The sequence below is a fragment of the Nonomuraea roseoviolacea subsp. carminata genome, assembly GCF_024172185.1.
Lineage (GTDB): Bacteria > Actinomycetota > Actinomycetes > Streptosporangiales > Streptosporangiaceae > Nonomuraea > Nonomuraea roseoviolacea.
In genome coordinates this window covers 1,483,774-1,501,421 of record NZ_JAMZEC010000001.1, presented here as the reverse complement: position 1 = coordinate 1,501,421, position 17,648 = coordinate 1,483,774, and the positions used below count along the sequence as shown (strand labels likewise).

Annotated in this window: 17 protein-coding genes; 12 read left to right on the top strand and 5 right to left on the bottom strand. The window is 70.1% G+C overall.

The window, feature by feature from the left end; genetic code table 11:
* Window positions 1–482 precede the first annotated feature (482 nt).
* The 4 genes from HD595_RS06845 to HD595_RS06830 are packed head-to-tail and all read left to right on the top strand — an operon-like array spanning window position 483 to window position 4,651.
* Complete coding sequence (locus HD595_RS06845; RefSeq protein ID WP_253766685.1) at window positions 483–3,251, top strand: sensor histidine kinase; 2,769 nt, start codon at window positions 483–485, stop codon at window positions 3,249–3,251.
* Window positions 3,248–3,670 carry a roadblock/LC7 domain-containing protein gene (locus HD595_RS06840; protein WP_253766671.1) on the top strand — a complete coding sequence of 141 codons (423 nt, stop codon included), beginning with the start codon at window positions 3,248–3,250 and terminating at the stop codon, window positions 3,668–3,670. Before HD595_RS06845 ends, HD595_RS06840 begins: the two co-directional genes overlap by 4 nt.
* On the top strand, window positions 3,670–4,068 hold the full coding sequence (locus tag HD595_RS06835) for a DUF742 domain-containing protein (protein ID WP_425566474.1): 399 nt from the start codon (window positions 3,670–3,672) through the stop codon (window positions 4,066–4,068). The genes HD595_RS06840 and HD595_RS06835 overlap by 1 nt, the downstream gene beginning before the upstream one ends.
* 43 nt (window positions 4,069–4,111) lie before the next feature.
* Window positions 4,112–4,651, top strand: a complete 540-nt coding sequence (locus HD595_RS06830; protein ID WP_420540695.1) for a GTP-binding protein — start codon at window positions 4,112–4,114, stop codon at window positions 4,649–4,651.
* Window positions 4,652–4,666: 15 nt separating this feature from the next.
* Here the strand turns inward: HD595_RS06830 and HD595_RS06825 are convergent, their stop codons facing one another.
* From HD595_RS06825 to HD595_RS06805, 5 genes are all read right to left on the bottom strand, one after another.
* A complete protein-coding gene (locus HD595_RS06825; protein ID WP_253766683.1) occupies window positions 4,667–5,911 on the bottom strand; it encodes a flavin-dependent oxidoreductase in 1,245 nt (414 codons plus the stop codon).
* A gap of 97 nt (window positions 5,912–6,008) precedes the next feature.
* Entirely contained in the window at window positions 6,009–7,013 is a 1,005-nt protein-coding gene (locus HD595_RS06820; protein ID WP_253766681.1) for an acetylserotonin O-methyltransferase, read from the bottom strand.
* Between the two features lie 65 nt (window positions 7,014–7,078).
* On the bottom strand, window positions 7,079–7,858 hold the full coding sequence (locus HD595_RS06815) for an ABC transporter permease (protein WP_253766679.1): 780 nt from the start codon (window positions 7,856–7,858) through the stop codon (window positions 7,079–7,081).
* A complete protein-coding gene (locus HD595_RS06810; RefSeq protein ID WP_253766677.1) occupies window positions 7,855–8,631 on the bottom strand; it encodes an ABC transporter permease in 777 nt (258 codons plus the stop codon). Before HD595_RS06810 ends, HD595_RS06815 begins: the two co-directional genes overlap by 4 nt.
* Entirely contained in the window at window positions 8,628–9,614 is a 987-nt protein-coding gene (locus tag HD595_RS06805; protein ID WP_253766675.1) for an ABC transporter substrate-binding protein, read from the bottom strand. The genes HD595_RS06810 and HD595_RS06805 overlap by 4 nt, the downstream gene beginning before the upstream one ends.
* A gap of 399 nt (window positions 9,615–10,013) precedes the next feature.
* Between HD595_RS06805 and HD595_RS06800 the strand changes: the two genes are divergently transcribed.
* The 8 genes from HD595_RS06800 (at window position 10,014) to rimM (ending at window position 17,635) form a co-directional block, all read left to right on the top strand.
* Window positions 10,014–12,854: a sensor histidine kinase gene (locus tag HD595_RS06800; protein ID WP_253766673.1), complete on the top strand. Its 2,841-nt coding sequence runs from the start codon at window positions 10,014–10,016 to the stop codon at window positions 12,852–12,854.
* Window positions 12,851–13,273: a roadblock/LC7 domain-containing protein gene (locus HD595_RS06795; protein WP_253766671.1), complete on the top strand. Its 423-nt coding sequence runs from the start codon at window positions 12,851–12,853 to the stop codon at window positions 13,271–13,273. The genes HD595_RS06800 and HD595_RS06795 overlap by 4 nt, the downstream gene beginning before the upstream one ends.
* Window positions 13,273–13,671 (top strand): DUF742 domain-containing protein, encoded by a 399-nt coding sequence (locus tag HD595_RS06790; protein ID WP_425566474.1) that lies wholly within the window; start codon window positions 13,273–13,275, stop codon window positions 13,669–13,671. Before HD595_RS06795 ends, HD595_RS06790 begins: the two co-directional genes overlap by 1 nt.
* A gap of 43 nt (window positions 13,672–13,714) precedes the next feature.
* Window positions 13,715–14,254, top strand: coding sequence for a GTP-binding protein (locus tag HD595_RS06785; RefSeq protein WP_420540695.1), 540 nt, complete (start codon window positions 13,715–13,717; stop codon window positions 14,252–14,254).
* A gap of 55 nt (window positions 14,255–14,309) precedes the next feature.
* A complete protein-coding gene (ffh, locus tag HD595_RS06780) occupies window positions 14,310–15,866 on the top strand; it encodes a signal recognition particle protein (protein ID WP_253766667.1) in 1,557 nt (518 codons plus the stop codon).
* Window positions 15,867–16,374: 508 nt separating this feature from the next.
* Window positions 16,375–16,815: a 30S ribosomal protein S16 gene (gene rpsP / locus HD595_RS06775; RefSeq protein WP_253766665.1), complete on the top strand. Its 441-nt coding sequence runs from the start codon at window positions 16,375–16,377 to the stop codon at window positions 16,813–16,815.
* 1 nt (window position 16,816) lies between these two features.
* Window positions 16,817–17,062, top strand: a complete 246-nt coding sequence (locus HD595_RS06770; protein ID WP_020546537.1) for an RNA-binding protein — start codon at window positions 16,817–16,819, stop codon at window positions 17,060–17,062.
* Window positions 17,063–17,131: 69 nt separating this feature from the next.
* Complete coding sequence (gene rimM, locus HD595_RS06765; protein ID WP_253766663.1) at window positions 17,132–17,635, top strand: ribosome maturation factor RimM; 504 nt, start codon at window positions 17,132–17,134, stop codon at window positions 17,633–17,635.
* Window positions 17,636–17,648: the final 13 nt, after the last annotated feature.

Here is a 17,648-nt window from a genome sequence, read left to right as displayed (position 1 = left end):
GGGGGTGATCGACGCTCGACGCACCCCAAAGCGCAGGCAACCCTTGCGCATGGTCCCCCGATTCTGGAAATTATCAATATATATGGCGAAAAAACGATCACACTGTTTTTCTGGAGGTATGTCCAGATATAGGTGATGATATGGCTGGCGTTCATCGAGGACGTGTGGCTACTGTCGGGACGTGGAGACATATGCCAGATGATCGACTCGCCGGTGTGGCCACACCGGCGGCCGAATTATCTGTCTGAACATAAAGAGGTTTTCGGACCACGGGTGCCGGGGGCGGCACACGGACGAGCACGGGCACGATTCGATCTCTTGCACCAAGGCCATCCAAGGAGAGGTTGCGGAGGCCAGTGAGAACTACATTGCCCCCTGCTGACGGCGATTCCGGGTTACCGGCCGAGGCGTCCTTTCCGTCATCCCATACGAGGACCGGGCCGGCGGCCCACCCCGGGCACGCCCGGGGTCCGGGCGGCATCGTGCGCAACTGGCGCGTGCGCACGAAGCTCCTGGTCCTGATCGTCATCCCCACCGTCGCGGCGCTGGCGCTCGGCGGCCTGCGCGTCGTCTCCTCCGTCACCAGCGCCTCCGAGTACGAGCGCGTCTACCAGACGGCCGTCCTGGCCGGAAAGCTGACCGGACTCGCCCACGAGACCGAGCTGGAACGCGACCTCACCGCCACCTTCGTGGCGCAGGACCGCAAGGGTGACCGCAACCCGGTCACCGCCCAGTACTCCACCGTGGACCGGCTGGTCGCCGACCTGCGTCCCGACGTCGCGGCCCTCGCCGCCTCCGACAGCCCCCTGCGGGCCGAGGCCGTGCGCGTCAAGAACCGCTTCGACGAGCTGCCCAGCTCGCGCAGGACCGCGACGGAGTCCAAGCTGAACGTCGCCTCCGTCATCGAGCTGTACGACCGGTCCATCTCCGACTTCCTCGGCCTCAACGCCACCATCGACCAGGGCGCCGTCGACAAGGAGCTCACCGACACCGTCGCCGGGTTCGCCGCCCTGTCGCGAGCCAAGCAGTACGTGTCGCGGCAGCGGGCGCTGCTGGTCTCGGCGCTGGCCGTCGGCCACTTCAGCCAGGACGAGCTGGACGCGTTCATCGCCGCCCGCGCGCAGCGCAACAGCGAGCTGGCCGCCTTCCGCGCGCAGGTGCCGCTCGCGCTGCGCCAGGCCTACGACGACACGGTCAGCGGCCAGGCCGTGGACCGTGCCGAGCTGATCCAGGCCCGCGCGCTGGCCCTGCAGGACGCCGGGCAGCCGCTCACCGACCCCGGCCTCGACCTCACCGGCGACGGCCAGGCGTGGTTCACCGCCGTCACCGAGACCATCGACGGCATGCGGCAGGTCGAGCAGCGGGTCGCCGACTCGATCATGCTGCGCAGCCGTACCGTCCAGGTCTCCGAGCAGCAGGGCGCGATGGTCTTCGCGATCGCGATCGCCGGGCTCCTGGTGCTCGTCCTGCTGGTCACCGTGCTGATGGCACGTTCCCTCAGCAGCCCGCTGCGCCGGCTGCGCCGCGAGGCGCTGCTGATCGCCGGGCGCCGCCTGCCCGAAACGGTCCAGCGGCTGCGGGATTCGGACACGGCCGGCGTGCCGGACGTGGAGCCGATCGGCGTCGTCGGCGACGACGAGATCGGTGAGGTCGCCCGGGCCTTCGACGAGGTCCACCGCGAGGCGGTGCGGCTGGCCGGCCAGGAGTCGCGGTTGCGTTCCAACGTGAACGCGATGTTCGTGAACCTGTCGCGGCGCAGTCAGACGCTGGTGGAGCGGCAGATCACGTTGATCGACGGTCTGGAGCAGGGCGAGCAGGACGAGAGCCGGCTGGCGAACCTGTTCAAGCTGGACCACCTGGCGACCCGTATGCGGCGCAACAGCGAGAACCTGCTGGTGCTGGCCGGCCAGGACCCGCCCCGCCGCTGGAGCCAGCCCGTCAAGCTGGTGGACGTGACCCGGGCCTCCCTCTCGGAGGTCGAGAACTACGAGCGGGTGGTCCTCCAGGTCCCCGACGGGGTGTCGGTGGCCGGCCAGGCCGTCAACGACGTCATCCACCTCCTGGCCGAGCTGGTCGAGAACGCCCTGTCGTTCTCGCCGCGCGAGACCAGGGTGACGGTGTCGGGCAGCCGCATCGACGGCGGCGGCGTCATGCTGTCCATCACCGACGCGGGCATCGGCATGACGCAGGACGAGCTGGTCCAGGCCAACGAGCGCCTGACCGACGCGCCCACCGTGGACGTGTCGGCCTCCCGCCGCATGGGCCTGTTCGTGGTCGCCCGGCTGGCCCACCGTCACGGCATCCGCGTCCAGCTCCGGCCGCACGCCTCCGGCGGCCTGACCGCCATGGTGCTGCTCCCGGACTCCCTGCTCGGCAACCCCTCGCCCGCGTACGCGAACCCGCCCGGCCCCGCGCAGGAGGACTCCTTCAGCGGCCCGCGGCTCGCGCCGTCGCCCGCTCCCACGCCGACCTGGACCGCGGGCGGCTACCAGCCGGGGCCCGGCCATCCGTCCTTCCCGTCCGGCCCGTCAGGTCTGTCCGGCCCGCCTGGTCTGTCCGGCCCGTCCGGGCCCGACCGGCACAACGGCTGGCCGGCCATGCCGTCCTGGCCGTCCGAGCCCAGCGGCTGGCCGTCGGAGCCGCGCGCCGGGTTCGACACCAACGACTCGTGGCTGCCGCCCCAGGACTCCGGCTGGAACGGCAACGGCCTGCCCCGGCGGCCCCCGCTCGACGACCCCCATCCCTGGGGGGCTCCGGACCCGCCGATCGAGCGGCCCTTCGACCGGCCGCTGGGCCGCCCGCGGCCGTCGCGCCCCGACTTCCCGGAGACCGACGCGGCCAGCACCGGCCCCATCCCGCGGGTGGACAGCCAGCCCTCCGCCGGGGACGACTACCTGCCGATCTTCGCGGCCGTGGAGTCGGCGTGGTTCGCCGGCGGCGCGAGCTGGGGCTCGTCGAAGGCCGACGCGGGGTGGAGCGCGGCGGAGGCCGTGGTGGAGCCGGTGCGCGACGGCGCGACGGCGTCCGGTCTGCCCAAGCGGGTGCCGAAGGCGAACCTCGTCCCCGGCTCGGCGGGCGGCGCGGCCCCGCCCAAGGGCGTCACGCCGATGCCGGCGGTCTCGCCGGACCGGGTGCGTAACCGGTTGTCCAGCTTCCAACAGGGCTTCCGGGCCGCCCGCGAGGACATCAACGAGGGCAAGGCGTACCCGGCGGGACCCCGGGACGCCGGCAGCAGTGAGGAGGGCGCATGAAGGACCTCAGTCACGCGGCACGTGGCGTCGACTGGCTGATCACCGATTTCGTCAGCACCGTGCCCGGAGTGGCGCACGCGGTGGTCGTCTCCTCGGACGGCCTGCCGCTCGCCGCGTCCGCCGGATTCCCGCCCGACCGGGCCGACCAGCTCGCGGCCATCGCCTCCGGTCTGGTCAGCCTGACGCAGGGCGCGGCGCGGGTGTTCGAAGGAGGCGTGGTCAACCAGACGATCGTGGAGATGCAGCGGGGGCTGATGCTGATCATGTCGATCAGCGACGGCTCGTGCATGGCGGTGCTGGCGGCCCCCGACTGCGACATGGGTCTGGTGGCGTACCAGATGACCCTGATGGTCGATCGTGCTGGTCAGGTGCTGACTCCGGCGGTGCGCGCGGAGCTGCGGGCAAGTCAGTCCAGGTGATCGAGGTGACCGATCCCAGATGGAACAGCGGTCCCGCGCAGCGGCCGCCGTCGTCCTTCGACCCGGGGTCGCCGGTGCGCCCGTACGCGGTGACGGGTGGGCGTACGGCGCCGCGGGTGAAGCTGGCGATGGAGGCGTTGGTGTCGTCGGCGACGGCTGAGCCGAGGGAGTTCTCGCATATCACGCCGGAGTATCAGGCGATTTCGCAGTTGTGTCGGCAGGTTCGGTCGGTGGCTGAGGTGTCGGCGTTGTTGCGGATTCCGTTGGGTGTGGTGCGGGTGCTGATCGCGGATATGGCGGCGGAGGGGTTGGTGCGGGTGCATCAGCCGCAGCTGGATGCGGGTCGGCCGGATGTCAACCTGCTGGAAAGGGTGCTCAGTGGACTTCGCAGGCTCTAGTCCTGGTGTGTCGTCTCCGGGTCTCACGTCGACGAAGATCGTCGTGGCGGGTGGGTTCGGTGTCGGTAAGACGACGTTCGTGGGTGCGGTGTCGGAGATCATGCCGTTGACGACCGAGGCGGTGATGACGGACGCGTCGGTGGGGATCGATGATCTGGGGATGACGCCGTTGAAGTCGACCACGACGGTGGCGATGGATTTCGGGCGGGTGTCGTTGGATCGGGATTTGATCCTGTATTTGTTTGGGACGCCGGGTCAGCACAGGTTCTGGTTCATGTGGGATGATCTGGTGCGGGGCGCGATCGGTGCGGTGGTGCTGGTCGATACGCGGCGGTTGGCGGATAGTTTTCCGGCGATCGATTATTTCGAGGAGGCGCAGCTTCCGTTCATTGTGGGGATCAATGGGTGGGATGGTGCGTATCCGCATAGTGATGCGGAGGTTCGGGACGCGTTGACGTTGGCGGCGCATATTCCGTTGGTGCGGTTGGATGCGCGGTCGAAGGATTCGGTCAAGAGTGCGTTGATCAATCTGGTGGAGCACGCGTTGACGGTGCGGATGGCCGTGCCGGGCTGGAGCGGCTGACACGGCCGTCGCACGTCAGCGCACCACGCTCCAGGACTCGCGCTCGTTGAGCGCCTTCACGTCCATGTCGGTGATCCCGCGCTGTGCGGCCGTCATGGCCCGCAGCTCCTCCGGCGTCAGCACGTCGGCGATGTCGGCGAACCCGTACGGCGCGCGCTCCATCACCAGGCTGATCGTCTCCTCCACCGGCAGCGCCCGATGGGCGAGCACCAGCGCCGACGTCGGCGGGCGCCGCTCCGCCTCGTACACCGCCAGCGCCTCGGCCGGGTCGCCGGACGTGGCCAGGCACCGGGCCAGCACCCGGGCGTCGAGCACCGCCTGCGACCCGCCGTTCGAGCCGATCGGGTACATCGGGTGCGCGGCGTCGCCGAGCAGCGTCACCCGGCCCCGCCCCCACCACTCCAGCGGGTCACGGTCCACCATCGGGTACTCCAGGATCCGCCCGGTCGCCCTGAGCAGGGCCGTCACGTCGACGTCCGGGTGCTTCCAGCCCGCGAAGTAGGGAGCCACGTCCTCCAGGCGGCCCGTCCGCGACCAGTCGGCCTCGCCGACCTCGCCGCCGTCCCCGACCTTGACCTCGGCCACCCAGTTGACCATGCGGGGGTCGGCGGGGGAGATGTGGTAGGCGACGAACTTCACGCTCAGGTTCGTCCCGGCGACGAACACGGTCGCGCCGTCCCTGACCCGGTCGCCGTCCGCGATGCCCCGCCACATGCGGATGCCGCCCCACCGCAGCGGGTCGCCCTCCGGGTGCAGCAGCGCCCGGACCGACGACTGCACGCCGTCGGCGCCGACCAGCACGTCCACCCGCTCGCGCGTGGCCCCGCCGGTGGCGACGTCGCGCAGGGCGACCTCGACCCCGTCGCCGTCCTGCTCGAACCCCTCGAAGCGGGTGCCGAGCCGGACCGGGCCGATCCGCTCCTCGACGGCGGCGCGCAGGATCATCTGCAGCTCGCCCCGGTGGATGGAGTACTGCGGCCACCGGTATCCGGCCGAGCGACCGCGCGGGATCGACAGGATCTCGCCGCCGAACCGGTCGGTGAACGTCATGAACGTGGTCTCCACGCCCTTCTCGGCGAGCCGCTCGGCGAGGCCGAGCTCGGTCAGCTCACGCGTGGCGTGCGACTGGAGGTTGATGCCCACGCCCAGCGGGCGCAGGACGGCGGCCGACTCGACGACCACGCAGTCCAGCCCGGCCGTGTGCAGGCTCAGCGCCGTGGTCAGCCCGCCGATGCCGGCGCCGATGATCATGATCCGCATGGTGCGGTGTCCTCCCGGTGGTGTGACACACGAAAAGGGGGAGCGCCGTGGGCGCTCCCCCTTTTGTCTCACGTCGGATCGACCTGTTCGAGCGTGATCAGCTCGGGACGGCCTCGATGAGGGAGGCGCCCGCGCCCAGCTCGATCACGTCGGTGAGCTTCAGGTCGGCCCGGCCGAACAGCGCCGCGTACTCCTGGCTGCTGCGTTCCACCGCGCCGTCGAAGATGGCCAGCATCCGCATGTCGAGATCGTTGCCGAGGTGCGGCTCGGTGCCGTCGGGGAGGACCACCTCCAGGATCAGCACGCGCCCGGAGGGCGCCATCGCGCGGCGGACGTTGCGCAGGATGCCGACCGCGTCGTCGTCGCCCCAGTTGTGCAGGACGCTCGCCAGCAGGTACACGTCCGCGCCCGCCGGCACCCCGGCGAAGAAGTCCCCCGCCACGACGTCGCACCGATCCGCCAGGCCCTCGCCGGTCAGGTACTCCCTGGCGCCCTCGGTGACGTGGTCGAGGTCGAAGAGGACGCCGCGCATGTCCGGGTTGGCGCGCAGGACCGTGGCGAGGATGTGCCCCTTGCCTCCGGCGACGTCCACCATGGTGGCGGTCTGCGGGAAGTCGTACCGCTTGGCCAGGTTCTCGGTGAACGTGACGGCTCTGGCCCGCATGTAGTCGTCGAACAGCCGGCTCGCCTCGGGACGGGCGGCCAGGTGCTCGTACAGGTGGCCGAACCGGGCGGCGAACGCCGACTTGCCGGTGCGGACCGTCTCCGGGAGATTGCCCATGGCGTACCAGAAGCCCTCCTCGCCGAGCATGCGGATGGAGGAACGCAGCGAGTGCGGGGCGTCCGACCGGAGGGCCGATCCGCGCTCGGTCAGCTCGTGGCCGTCCGTCCCGGCCGGGCGGAGCAGTCCCATGCTGGTCAGCTCGCGCAGGACCCGCCGCAGCGCGGGGGCGTGGGCCTGGCAACGCTCGGCCAGTTCCTCCGTCGTGACCGGCCCGTCGGCCAGGTGGTCGGCCACGCCCAGCTCCGCCATGGTGAGCAGAGCCGCGAAACGGGAGAGTCCGGAGACCGCGTCCCAGAGGAGATCGTCCGAATGGGGCATATGTCCTTTGCCTTCTATGGGTTCACAAGGATGGTGGGCTTCGATGGCTTCGCCCGGACCGGCGGTCAGGTGGTTCGGCCGGCCTGCCGGTGCCAGATGAGCACCCGGTGCTCGACGAGCACGAACAGCGAGTTCACCAGGTAGCCCAGGATGCCGAGCAGGGCGATCGCCGCCCAGACGGCGGGGGTGTCGAAGCCGCGCTGGGCCTGGAGGAGCTGGTAGCCGATCCCGTCGCTGCTGCCGAACAGCTCCGAGATCACCATGAGGATCAGCGCCAGGGACAGACTGAGCCGCAGCCCGGCGAAGATCTTGGGTGACGCGGCGGGGATGACGATGACCCGCAGGCGCTGGGCCCGCGACAGGCCGAAGACCACGCCCGTGTCGACGTAGGTGCGGTCCACGGCCCGGGCTCCGTCGATGGAGTTGAGCAGCACCGGCCAGATCACGCCGAACACGATGGTGGCGAGGTGCACCTGCAGGCCCGCGTGGAACAGGATGAAGAACAGCGGGATCAGCAGGGGCGGCGGGATGGCGCGGCCGAACTCGAACAGCGGGTCGAAGTACTGCGCGGCCATGCGCGAGCGCCCGAGCACCACTCCGAGGACGATGCCGATCACGGCGGCCAAGAGCCACCCGCCGAACAGGCGTTGCAGGCTCGGCAGGATGTTGGCGACCGCGTCGTCGGTGAGGAACAGCCGCGACGCGGGACCGGAGAACCACATCTCGTGCATGCGCGCCACGATCGTCGAGGGCGGCGGGAAGTCGGCGTCGCCGATGCTCCGCGTGACGACCTCCCACACGACGGCGACGGCGGGGACGAACCAGAGCCTTGCCAGCACGTTCACGACTCCTGCGCCCCCGTCCGCATCCGGTGCCAGTGGAACAGGCGGCGCTCCGCGGCCGTCAGTATCGCGTTCGAGATCAGGCCGAAGGCCCCGGCCCAGAACGTCGCCGCCAGCATCAGGTCCGTCCTGTTCCCGCTCGCGGCCTGGATCACGTAGACGCCCATCCCGTCCGTGCCGCCGGCCAGCAGCTCGGCGCTGATGGCGAGGATGAGCGCGATCCCGGCGGCGATCCGGATCCCGGTCGCGACGAAGGGCGCGGCGCTGGGGAGGCTCACCCGGCGCAGCACGGCCAGCGATCCGAACCCGAAGCTGCGCAGCGAGTCCTTCGCCACCGGGTCGACGTCGTGCATCCCGTACAACGTGTTGATGAGGATGGGCCACACGGACGCGTAGACGATGACGGAGACCTTCATCGCCATGTCCACCGGGATCAGCAGGATCGCGAGGGGGATGATCGCGACCGAGGGGATGGGGCGCAGGAACTCCAGCAGCGGTCGCACCGCCCGCTCCACGGGCGACAGGGCGCCGAGCAGCACTCCCAGCGGAACGGCCACCACGACCGCGGCCAGCAGGCCGAGCGCCCAGTTCCGGAGGGTCATGACGACCCCGGCCAGGAAGTCGGGGTCGGCGAGCAGCCGCGCGGCCTCGTACAGGACCACCGAGGGCGGTGGGTAGATCACGTCGCTGCTCAGGGCGAAACGGATGACGAGCTCGCCGGCGACGAGGAACCCCGCGGCGCCGGCGAGGCCGCGGAGCAGCCGCGCTCCGATCATCCGCCGGCAGCCGTCACGATGATCGACTTGGCGGCGACCGGGCTCTCCAGGTACTTGTACTCGAGCATCAGGTCGGCCACCTTCTGCAGCCGGTTCTCGTTGAGCTCGGTCGGGTAGCTGCCCAGGGTGATGACGGAGGCCGCCTGCGCGTCGATCTTCGTGTACGTGGGCAGCACCTTCTCCACCTCCTTGCGGTCACCGGCGGCGAGCGCCTGCGCCTTGCCGATCGCCCGCTGGAAGGCCGCGAGGGTCTTCGGGTTCTTCTGCGTCCAGTCCTCGGTGGCCATCCAGCCCGCGATGGGGAAGTCCTCCATCTGGCCCGTCATCGTGTCGACGAGCTTGCGGAAGCCGAGCTGGCTCTGGGTGGAGGTGATGAACGGCTCGGTCATCCAGGCGGCGTCGGCCTGCCCGGTGGTGACGGCGTTGGCCATGTCCGGGAACGGCTTCTCCACGAACTTGACGTCGGTCTCGCCGAGGCCGGCCACCTTCAGCTGCGTCGTCACGGCGAGCTGGGCGATGTTCTTGAGGTTGTTGACCAGGACGGTCTTGCCCTTCAGGTCCGCCACCGTCTTGATCGGCGAATCCTTGGGAACCATGACGTTGAAGGTGTTGGGAGCGGCCTGGTACATGTCGGCGATCATCTTGAGCTTGTCGCCCTTGCTGGTCGCGAGGAAGGCCGAGACGTAGTTGCCCTGCGAGATGTCCAGCGCGCCGCTCTTGATCTGCGGGATGGCCGCCGCGCCACCGGTGATGACCACCGGCTCCACCGTGAGACCCTCTTCCTTGAAGTACCCCTTGGCGATCGCGATGTGCAACGGCGCGACGTCGGGAATGGGCAGCCCACCGACCTTGATCGTGGTCTTCTCTAATCCCTTGCCGCCGGCCGCCGTCTTGGCGGTATCACCGTTCCCGCTGCAACCGGCAAGGGCGAGTGCGGCTGCGACGCCCAGAACGATGGCGTGGCAGCGCAGTATGCGTCTCATGGGGGGTTCTCCTACCAGGGGAAGCTTATGGAGATCGGCACCGTGGGATGCCGGGCGTGAAGCGTACCGGAGAGAAGATCGGAGCTGAAGCGCTATACCCCGTATATGGTGCTATCCACTATATGTCAGCAATATAGATAAATGTCCTTTATGTGCCTTTTGTCATGATCTTTGGTTATTTGTCCGCCGATGGGCGTCTACTGGCTACGCAGTGTGTCCTTGGAACGGTGGAAACTGTGAGGCGTTGGCTCATCTCTGAGGTTTGTGCTCAAATTGGGCGAACCAGCCTGCGATCATCTCGTTGGCGTGACGATGCCGCTCATCCAGAAGCAGGCCCATGGCGAGAGGTTGCCACCAGTGACGACGACAACGACCGAACCTGGTCGTAGAGATCCCGACGTGCCGGGACCGTCTGTGGCCGATGCCGTGCCGGCGGAGCTGCCGAAGCCGGGCAGCCCGTTCGCGCTGCGCAACTGGCGCGTCCGCACCCGCCTCATCGCGGTCATCGCGGTTCCCACGATCGTCGCCGTGCTCTTCGGCGGTCTGCGGGTCACTGGGTCGATCAGCAGCGCGCAGCAGTACCAGCGCTTCAGCGACGTGGGCGCCCTGGTGTCCCAGCTTGGTGAGCTCTCCCGTGACCTCGCGCTCGAACGCGACATGGCGGCGCGGTACGTCGCCGCCGGCCGCAAGGGCGTCGAGGGAGACCAGTTCAAGCGTCAGCAGCTCGTCGTGGACGCCAGCGTCAAACGGACCACCGCCGTCGCCGCGACGGCCGAGCCGTCACTGTCGGAGCTGGGCAAGCGCACCCTGAGGAACACCCGCACCCGCTTCGACGAGCTGCCCAGCTCGCGCAGGACCGCGACGGAGTCCAAGCTGAACGTCGCCTCCGTCATCGAGCTGTACGACCGGTCCATCTCCGACTTCCTCGGCCTCAACGCCACCATCGACCAGGGCGCCGTCGACAAGGAGCTCACCGACACCGTCGCCGGGTTCGCCGCCCTGTCGCGAGCCAAGCAGTACGTGTCGCGGCAGCGGGCGCTGCTGGTCTCGGCGCTGGCCGTCGGCCACTTCAGCCAGGACGAGCTGGACGCGTTCATCGCCGCCCGCGCGCAGCGCAACAGCGAGCTGGCCGCCTTCCGCGCGCAGGTGCCGCTCGCGCTGCGCCAGGCCTACGACGACACGGTCAGCGGCCAGGCCGTGGACCGTGCCGAGCTGATCCAGGCCCGCGCGCTGGCCCTGCAGGACGCCGGGCAGCCGCTCACCGACCCCGGCCTCGACCTCACCGGCGACGGCCAGGCGTGGTTCACCGCCGTCACCGAGACCATCGACGGCATGCGGCAGGTCGAGCAGCGGGTCGCCGACTCGATCATGCTGCGCAGCCGTACCGTCCAGGTCTCCGAGCAGCAGGGCGCGATGGTCTTCGCGATCGCGATCGCCGGGCTCCTGGTGCTCGTCCTGCTGGTCACCGTGCTGATGGCACGTTCCCTCAGCAGCCCGCTGCGCCGGCTGCGCCGCGAGGCGCTGCTGATCGCCGGGCGCCGCCTGCCCGAAACGGTCCAGCGGCTGCGGGATTCGGACACGGCCGGCGTGCCGGACGTGGAGCCGATCGGCGTCGTCGGCGACGACGAGATCGGTGAGGTCGCCCGGGCCTTCGACGAGGTCCACCGCGAGGCGGTGCGGCTGGCCGGCCAGGAGTCGCGGTTGCGTTCCAACGTGAACGCGATGTTCGTGAACCTGTCGCGGCGCAGTCAGACGCTGGTGGAGCGGCAGATCACGTTGATCGACGGTCTGGAGCAGGGCGAGCAGGACGAGAGCCGGCTGGCGAACCTGTTCAAGCTGGACCACCTGGCGACCCGTATGCGGCGCAACAGCGAGAACCTGCTGGTGCTGGCCGGCCAGGACCCGCCCCGCCGCTGGAGCCAGCCCGTCAAGCTGGTGGACGTGACCCGGGCCTCCCTCTCGGAGGTCGAGAACTACGAGCGGGTGGTCCTCCAGGTCCCCGACGGGGTGTCGGTGGCCGGCCAGGCCGTCAACGACGTCATCCACCTCCTGGCCGAGCTGGTCGAGAACGCCCTGTCGTTCTCGCCGCGCGAGACCAGGGTGACGGTGTCGGGCAGCCGCATCGACGGCGGCGGCGTCATGCTGTCCATCACCGACGCGGGCATCGGCATGACGCAGGACGAGCTGGTCCAGGCCAACGAGCGCCTGACCGACGCGCCCACCGTGGACGTGTCGGCCTCCCGCCGCATGGGCCTGTTCGTGGTCGCCCGGCTGGCCCACCGTCACGGCATCCGCGTCCAGCTCCGGCCGCACGCCTCCGGCGGCCTGACCGCCATGGTGCTGCTCCCGGACTCCCTGCTCGGCAACCCCTCGCCCGCGTACGCGAACCCGCCCGGCCCCGCGCAGGAGGACTCCTTCAGCGGCCCGCGGCTCGCGCCGTCGCCCGCTCCCACGCCGACCTGGACCGCGGGCGGCTACCAGCCGGGGCCCGGCCATCCGTCCTTCCCGTCCGGCCCGTCAGGTCTGTCCGGCCCGCCTGGTCTGTCCGGCCCGTCCGGGCCCGACCGGCACAACGGCTGGCCGGCCATGCCGTCCTGGCCGTCCGAGCCCAGCGGCTGGCCGTCGGAGCCGCGCGCCGGGTTCGACACCAACGACTCGTGGCTGCCGCCCCAGGACTCCGGCTGGAACGGCAACGGCCTGCCCCGGCGGCCCCCGCTCGACGACCCCCATCCCTGGGGGGCTCCGGACCCGCCGATCGAGCGGCCCTTCGACCGGCCGCTGGGCCGCCCGCGGCCGTCGCGCCCCGACTTCCCGGAGACCGACGCGGCCAGCACCGGCCCCATCCCGCGGGTGGACAGCCAGCCCTCCGCCGGGGACGACTACCTGCCGATCTTCGCGGCCGTGGAGTCGGCGTGGTTCGCCGGCGGCGCGAGCTGGGGCTCGTCGAAGGCCGACGCGGGGTGGAGCGCGGCGGAGGCCGTGGTGGAGCCGGTGCGCGACGGCGCGACGGCGTCCGGTCTGCCCAAGCGGGTGCCGAAGGCGAACCTCGTCCCCGGCTCGGCGGGCGGCGCGGCCCCGCCCAAGGGCGTCACGCCGATGCCGGCGGTCTCGCCGGACCGGGTGCGTAACCGGTTGTCCAGCTTCCAACAGGGCTTCCGGGCCGCCCGCGAGGACATCAACGAGGGCAAGGCGTACCCGGCGGGACCCCGGGACGCCGGCAGCAGTGAGGAGGGCGCATGAAGGACCTCAGTCACGCGGCACGTGGCGTCGACTGGCTGATCACCGATTTCGTCAGCACCGTGCCCGGAGTGGCGCACGCGGTGGTCGTCTCCTCGGACGGCCTGCCGCTCGCCGCGTCCGCCGGATTCCCGCCCGACCGGGCCGACCAGCTCGCGGCCATCGCCTCCGGTCTGGTCAGCCTGACGCAGGGCGCGGCGCGGGTGTTCGAAGGAGGCGTGGTCAACCAGACGATCGTGGAGATGCAGCGGGGGCTGATGCTGATCATGTCGATCAGCGACGGCTCGTGCATGGCGGTGCTGGCGGCCCCCGACTGCGACATGGGTCTGGTGGCGTACCAGATGACCCTGATGGTCGATCGTGCTGGTCAGGTGCTGACTCCGGCGGTGCGCGCGGAGCTGCGGGCAAGTCAGTCCAGGTGATCGAGGTGACCGATCCCAGATGGAACAGCGGTCCCGCGCAGCGGCCGCCGTCGTCCTTCGACCCGGGGTCGCCGGTGCGCCCGTACGCGGTGACGGGTGGGCGTACGGCGCCGCGGGTGAAGCTGGCGATGGAGGCGTTGGTGTCGTCGGCGACGGCTGAGCCGAGGGAGTTCTCGCATATCACGCCGGAGTATCAGGCGATTTCGCAGTTGTGTCGGCAGGTTCGGTCGGTGGCTGAGGTGTCGGCGTTGTTGCGGATTCCGTTGGGTGTGGTGCGGGTGCTGATCGCGGATATGGCGGCGGAGGGGTTGGTGCGGGTGCATCAGCCGCAGCTGGATGCGGGTCGGCCGGATGTCAACCTGCTGGAAAGGGTGCTCAGTGGACTTCGCAGGCTCTAGTCCTGGTGTGTCGTCTCCGGGTCTCACGTCGACGAAGATCGTCGTGGCGGGTGGGTTCGGTGTCGGTAAGACGACGTTCGTGGGTGCGGTGTCGGAGATCATGCCGTTGACGACCGAGGCGGTGATGACGGACGCGTCGGTGGGGATCGATGATCTGGGGATGACGCCGTTGAAGTCGACCACGACGGTGGCGATGGATTTCGGGCGGGTGTCGTTGGATCGGGATTTGATCCTGTATTTGTTTGGGACGCCGGGTCAGCACAGGTTCTGGTTCATGTGGGATGATCTGGTGCGGGGCGCGATCGGTGCGGTGGTGCTGGTCGATACGCGGCGGTTGGCGGATAGTTTTCCGGCGATCGATTATTTCGAGGAGGCGCAGCTTCCGTTCATTGTGGGGATCAATGGGTGGGATGGTGCGTATCCGCATAGTGATGCGGAGGTTCGGGACGCGTTGACGTTGGCGGCGCATATTCCGTTGGTGCGGTTGGATGCGCGGTCGAAGGATTCGGTCAAGAGCGCGTTGATCAATCTGGTGGAGCACGCGTTGACGGTGCGGATGGCCGTCCCAGGCTGGAGCGGCTGACGGAGCGGCTAGGCTGAGTTCAGACCTTCATTCGCTTCGAGGACTGGCCAACCACGTGTTCGAGACGCTTTCCGACCGGCTGACATCGGTCTTCTCCTCCCTCCGATCCAAGGGTCGGCTGTCCGACGCCGACATCGACGCCACCACCCGCGAGATCCGCATCGCGCTGCTCGAGGCGGACGTCGCGTTGCCTGTGGTGAAGGCATTCGTCGCCCAGGTCAAGGAGCGCGCCCGCGGCGCCGAGGTCTCCCAGGCGCTCAACCCGGCGCAGCAAGTCGTCAAGATCGTCAATGACGAGCTGATCGAGATCCTCGGCGGCGAGACCCGCAGGCTCCGCTTCGCGAAGACCCCGCCGACCGTGATCATGCTCGCCGGCCTCCAGGGCGCCGGAAAGACCACGCTGGCGGGCAAGCTCGCCCGCTGGCTGCGCGAGCAGGGCCACGCGCCCATGCTGGTCGCCGCCGACCTCCAGCGGCCCAACGCCGTCCAGCAGCTCCAGGTCGTCGGCGAGCGGGCGCAGGTCGCCGTCTACGCCCCCGAGCCCGGCAGCGGCGTCGGCGACCCCGTCGAGGTGGCCCGCCGCTCCATCGACGAGGCGCGCCGCCTGCAGCACGACATCGTCATCATCGACACGGCCGGCCGCCTCGGCATCGACCAGGAGATGATGAAGCAGGCCGCCGACATCCGCGCCGCGGTCTCGCCCGACGAGGTCCTGTTCGTGGTCGACGCCATGATCGGCCAGGACGCGGTCACGACCGCCCAGGCGTTCATGGAGGGCGTCGGCTTCGACGGGGTCGTGCTCACCAAGCTCGACGGCGACGCCCGGGGTGGCGCCGCCCTCTCGGTCCGGCACATCACCGGCCGGCCGATCATGTTCGCCTCCACCGGCGAGAAGCTCGAGGACTTCGACGCCTTCCACCCCGACCGGATGGCGTCCCGCATCCTCGACATGGGTGACATCCTCACCCTCATCGAGCAGGCCCAGAAGACCTTCGACGAGGAGCAGGCCGCCAAGATGGCGGGCAAGCTCACCTCGGGCGAGAACTTCACCCTCGAGGACTTCCTCGAGCAGATGATGATGGTCCAGAAGATGGGCCCCATCAAGAACCTGCTCGGCATGATGCCCGGCATGGGGCAGATGCGCGACCAGCTCAACTCCATCGACGACCGCGACCTCGACCGCATCGCCGCCATCATCCGCTCGATGACCCCGGCCGAGCGCCAGGACCCGAAGATCATCAACGGCTCGCGGCGCGCCCGCATCGCCTCCGGCTCCGGCGTCACCGTCACGGCCGTCAGCAACCTCGTCACCCGCTTCTTCGAGGCCCAGAAGATGATGAAGCGCGTGGCCGGGGGCATGGGCCTGCCCGGCATGCCGGGGGGCAGGGGCAAGGCCGCCAAGGCGCAGAAGAAGGCGAAGAAGGGGCGCCGGGTCAGCGGCGACCCGCGCAAGGCCGCGCTCGGCAAGGCCGCGGCCGACGACGCGCCGCCGGCCGCTCCCAAGCCCGGCGGCCTGCTGGGCAACCTGGGCGCCGGCAAGCTGCCGCCGGGCATGGAGCTCCCGCCGGGCTTCGACCCGAGCAAGCTCAACCTGCCGCCGCGCCAGAAGTGACCCGCCGACGCCGCCTCCCGTGACCGTTCCGGGGGGCGGCGTCGCTGTGTCACCGGCTTGCGCCGGGGCGTCCTTCCCCGTGGGTGCGGCCCTCGGTGCGGCGTGCCCCGCCGAGGCCCCGGCGCTGCGGCCGCGCGGCGCACCCGAACCGTCGCCCGGCATGAATCGGTCCGGCCGTCACCGACCGTCACCACCCCCGGCGAGGGAATTCGCCCTGGCCGTCACCCCGATCGCTCGCAGAAGCCTGACCACAAGCCCGTGCGGGGCGCGGGCGGCACGCGTCCGGCACGCGTCCGGCACGCGATGCGCGGCCGGATGAGGCCCGATGCGCGCGTCGCGTCGCTGGCAGTGTCTGGGATCTGGCAGAATGACATGTTGGAACACCGTGACCAGTCGGGTGCCCTCTCACCTCCTGGCGGCCACGCCTGTCCCTGGAGCGACCGTCCTGCCGTGCCCCACTCGGCGAGGCGTCGCTCACCCACGCTCTGAAGCAGGAGAGACCACACCCGTGGCAGTCAAGATCAAGCTCAAGCGGCTCGGCATGATCCGCAACGCTCAGTACCGTATCGTCGTCGCCGACAGCCGCACCAAGCGTGACGGCCGGGCGATCGAGGAGATCGGCCTGTACCACCCGAAGGAGAACCCTTCGCGCATCGAGGTCGACGCCGAGCGCGCGGCCTACTGGCTCGGTGTCGGCGCGCAGCCGACCGGGCCGGTGATGAAGCTGCTCAAGCTCACCGGTGACTGGCAGAAGTTCAAGGGCGAGCCCGCTCCGGCGCCGCTGAAGGTCGCCGAGCCGGCGGCCGACCGCCACGCTCTCTACGAGGCCGCGGCCAAGGAGGCCCTGTCCGGTGGCGACACCGGCACGGCCGCCACCACGCCGAAGAAGGCCAAGAAGAAGGACGACGCCGAGGCCGCCGCCGAGACCCCGACCGAGGGCGAGGGCTGACGTGCTCGAGGAGGCTCTCGAGCACCTCGTGAAGGGCATCGTCGAACATCCCGACGATGTCCGGGTCCGCGCACGCCGCATCCGCAGCGGGCGCGTCCTGGAGGTCCGGGTGCACCCCGAGGACCTGGGCAAGGTCATCGGTCGCGGCGGGCGCACCGCCAAGGCGTTGCGCACCGTGGTGAACGCCCTGGCCGACGGGAAGTACGTGCGGGTCGATCTGCTCGACCTGGACGAAGCCGTCCGTTAGCGTCAGGAATTCGCGCCCTCATCGGTCTCGTTCCGATGAGGGCGCTCGCGTGAGAGAAGGCAGGTACACGTGCAGCTCGTCGTCGGCCGGATAGGCCGCCCGCACGGCATCCGTGGTGACGTGACCGTGGAGGTGCGCACCGACGATCCCGAGCTGCGCTTCGCCGTCGGCGCGTCGATCGCCACCGACCCCGCCGGCAGGGGGCCGCTCGTCGTCGAGGGCCGCCGCTGGCACAAGGACGTCCTGCTGGTCCGGTTCGCCGGCGTGGACGACCGCGACACGGCCGACAGCCTGCGCGGCGTCATGCTCGTCATCGACTCCGCCGAGGTGGAGCCGTCCGACGACCCCGACGAGTTCCACGACCACGAGCTGATCGGGCTCGCGGTGGTGACGACCTCGGGGGAGCAGGTCGGCGAGGTCACCGACGTCCTGCACCACGGCCAGGATCTCCTCGTCGTCGCCCGACCGGGGCAGGACGACGCGCTCGTCCCGTTCGTCCGTGAGCTCGTGCCCGAGGTGGACGTGCGCGGCGGCCGGCTGGTGATCGACCCGCCCGAGGGGCTGCTGTCGTGACCGCCGCACCGCA

What these genes read in the sequence shown, in the direction of transcription:
- HD595_RS06820 (WP_253766681.1), bottom strand. Translation starts at nt 7,013, where the DNA reads ATGCCCCATTCGGACGATCTCCTCTGGGACGCGGTCTCCGGACTCTCC.
- HD595_RS06795 (WP_253766671.1), top strand. Translation starts at nt 12,851, where the DNA reads ATGAAGGACCTCAGTCACGCGGCACGTGGCGTCGACTGGCTGATCACC.
- HD595_RS06810 (WP_253766677.1), bottom strand. Translation starts at nt 8,631, where the DNA reads ATGATCGGAGCGCGGCTGCTCCGCGGCCTCGCCGGCGCCGCGGGGTTC.
- HD595_RS06825 (WP_253766683.1), bottom strand. Translation starts at nt 5,911, where the DNA reads ATGCGGATCATGATCATCGGCGCCGGCATCGGCGGGCTGACCACGGCG.
- HD595_RS06840 (WP_253766671.1), top strand. Translation starts at nt 3,248, where the DNA reads ATGAAGGACCTCAGTCACGCGGCACGTGGCGTCGACTGGCTGATCACC.
- HD595_RS06805 (WP_253766675.1), bottom strand. Translation starts at nt 9,614, where the DNA reads ATGAGACGCATACTGCGCTGCCACGCCATCGTTCTGGGCGTCGCAGCC.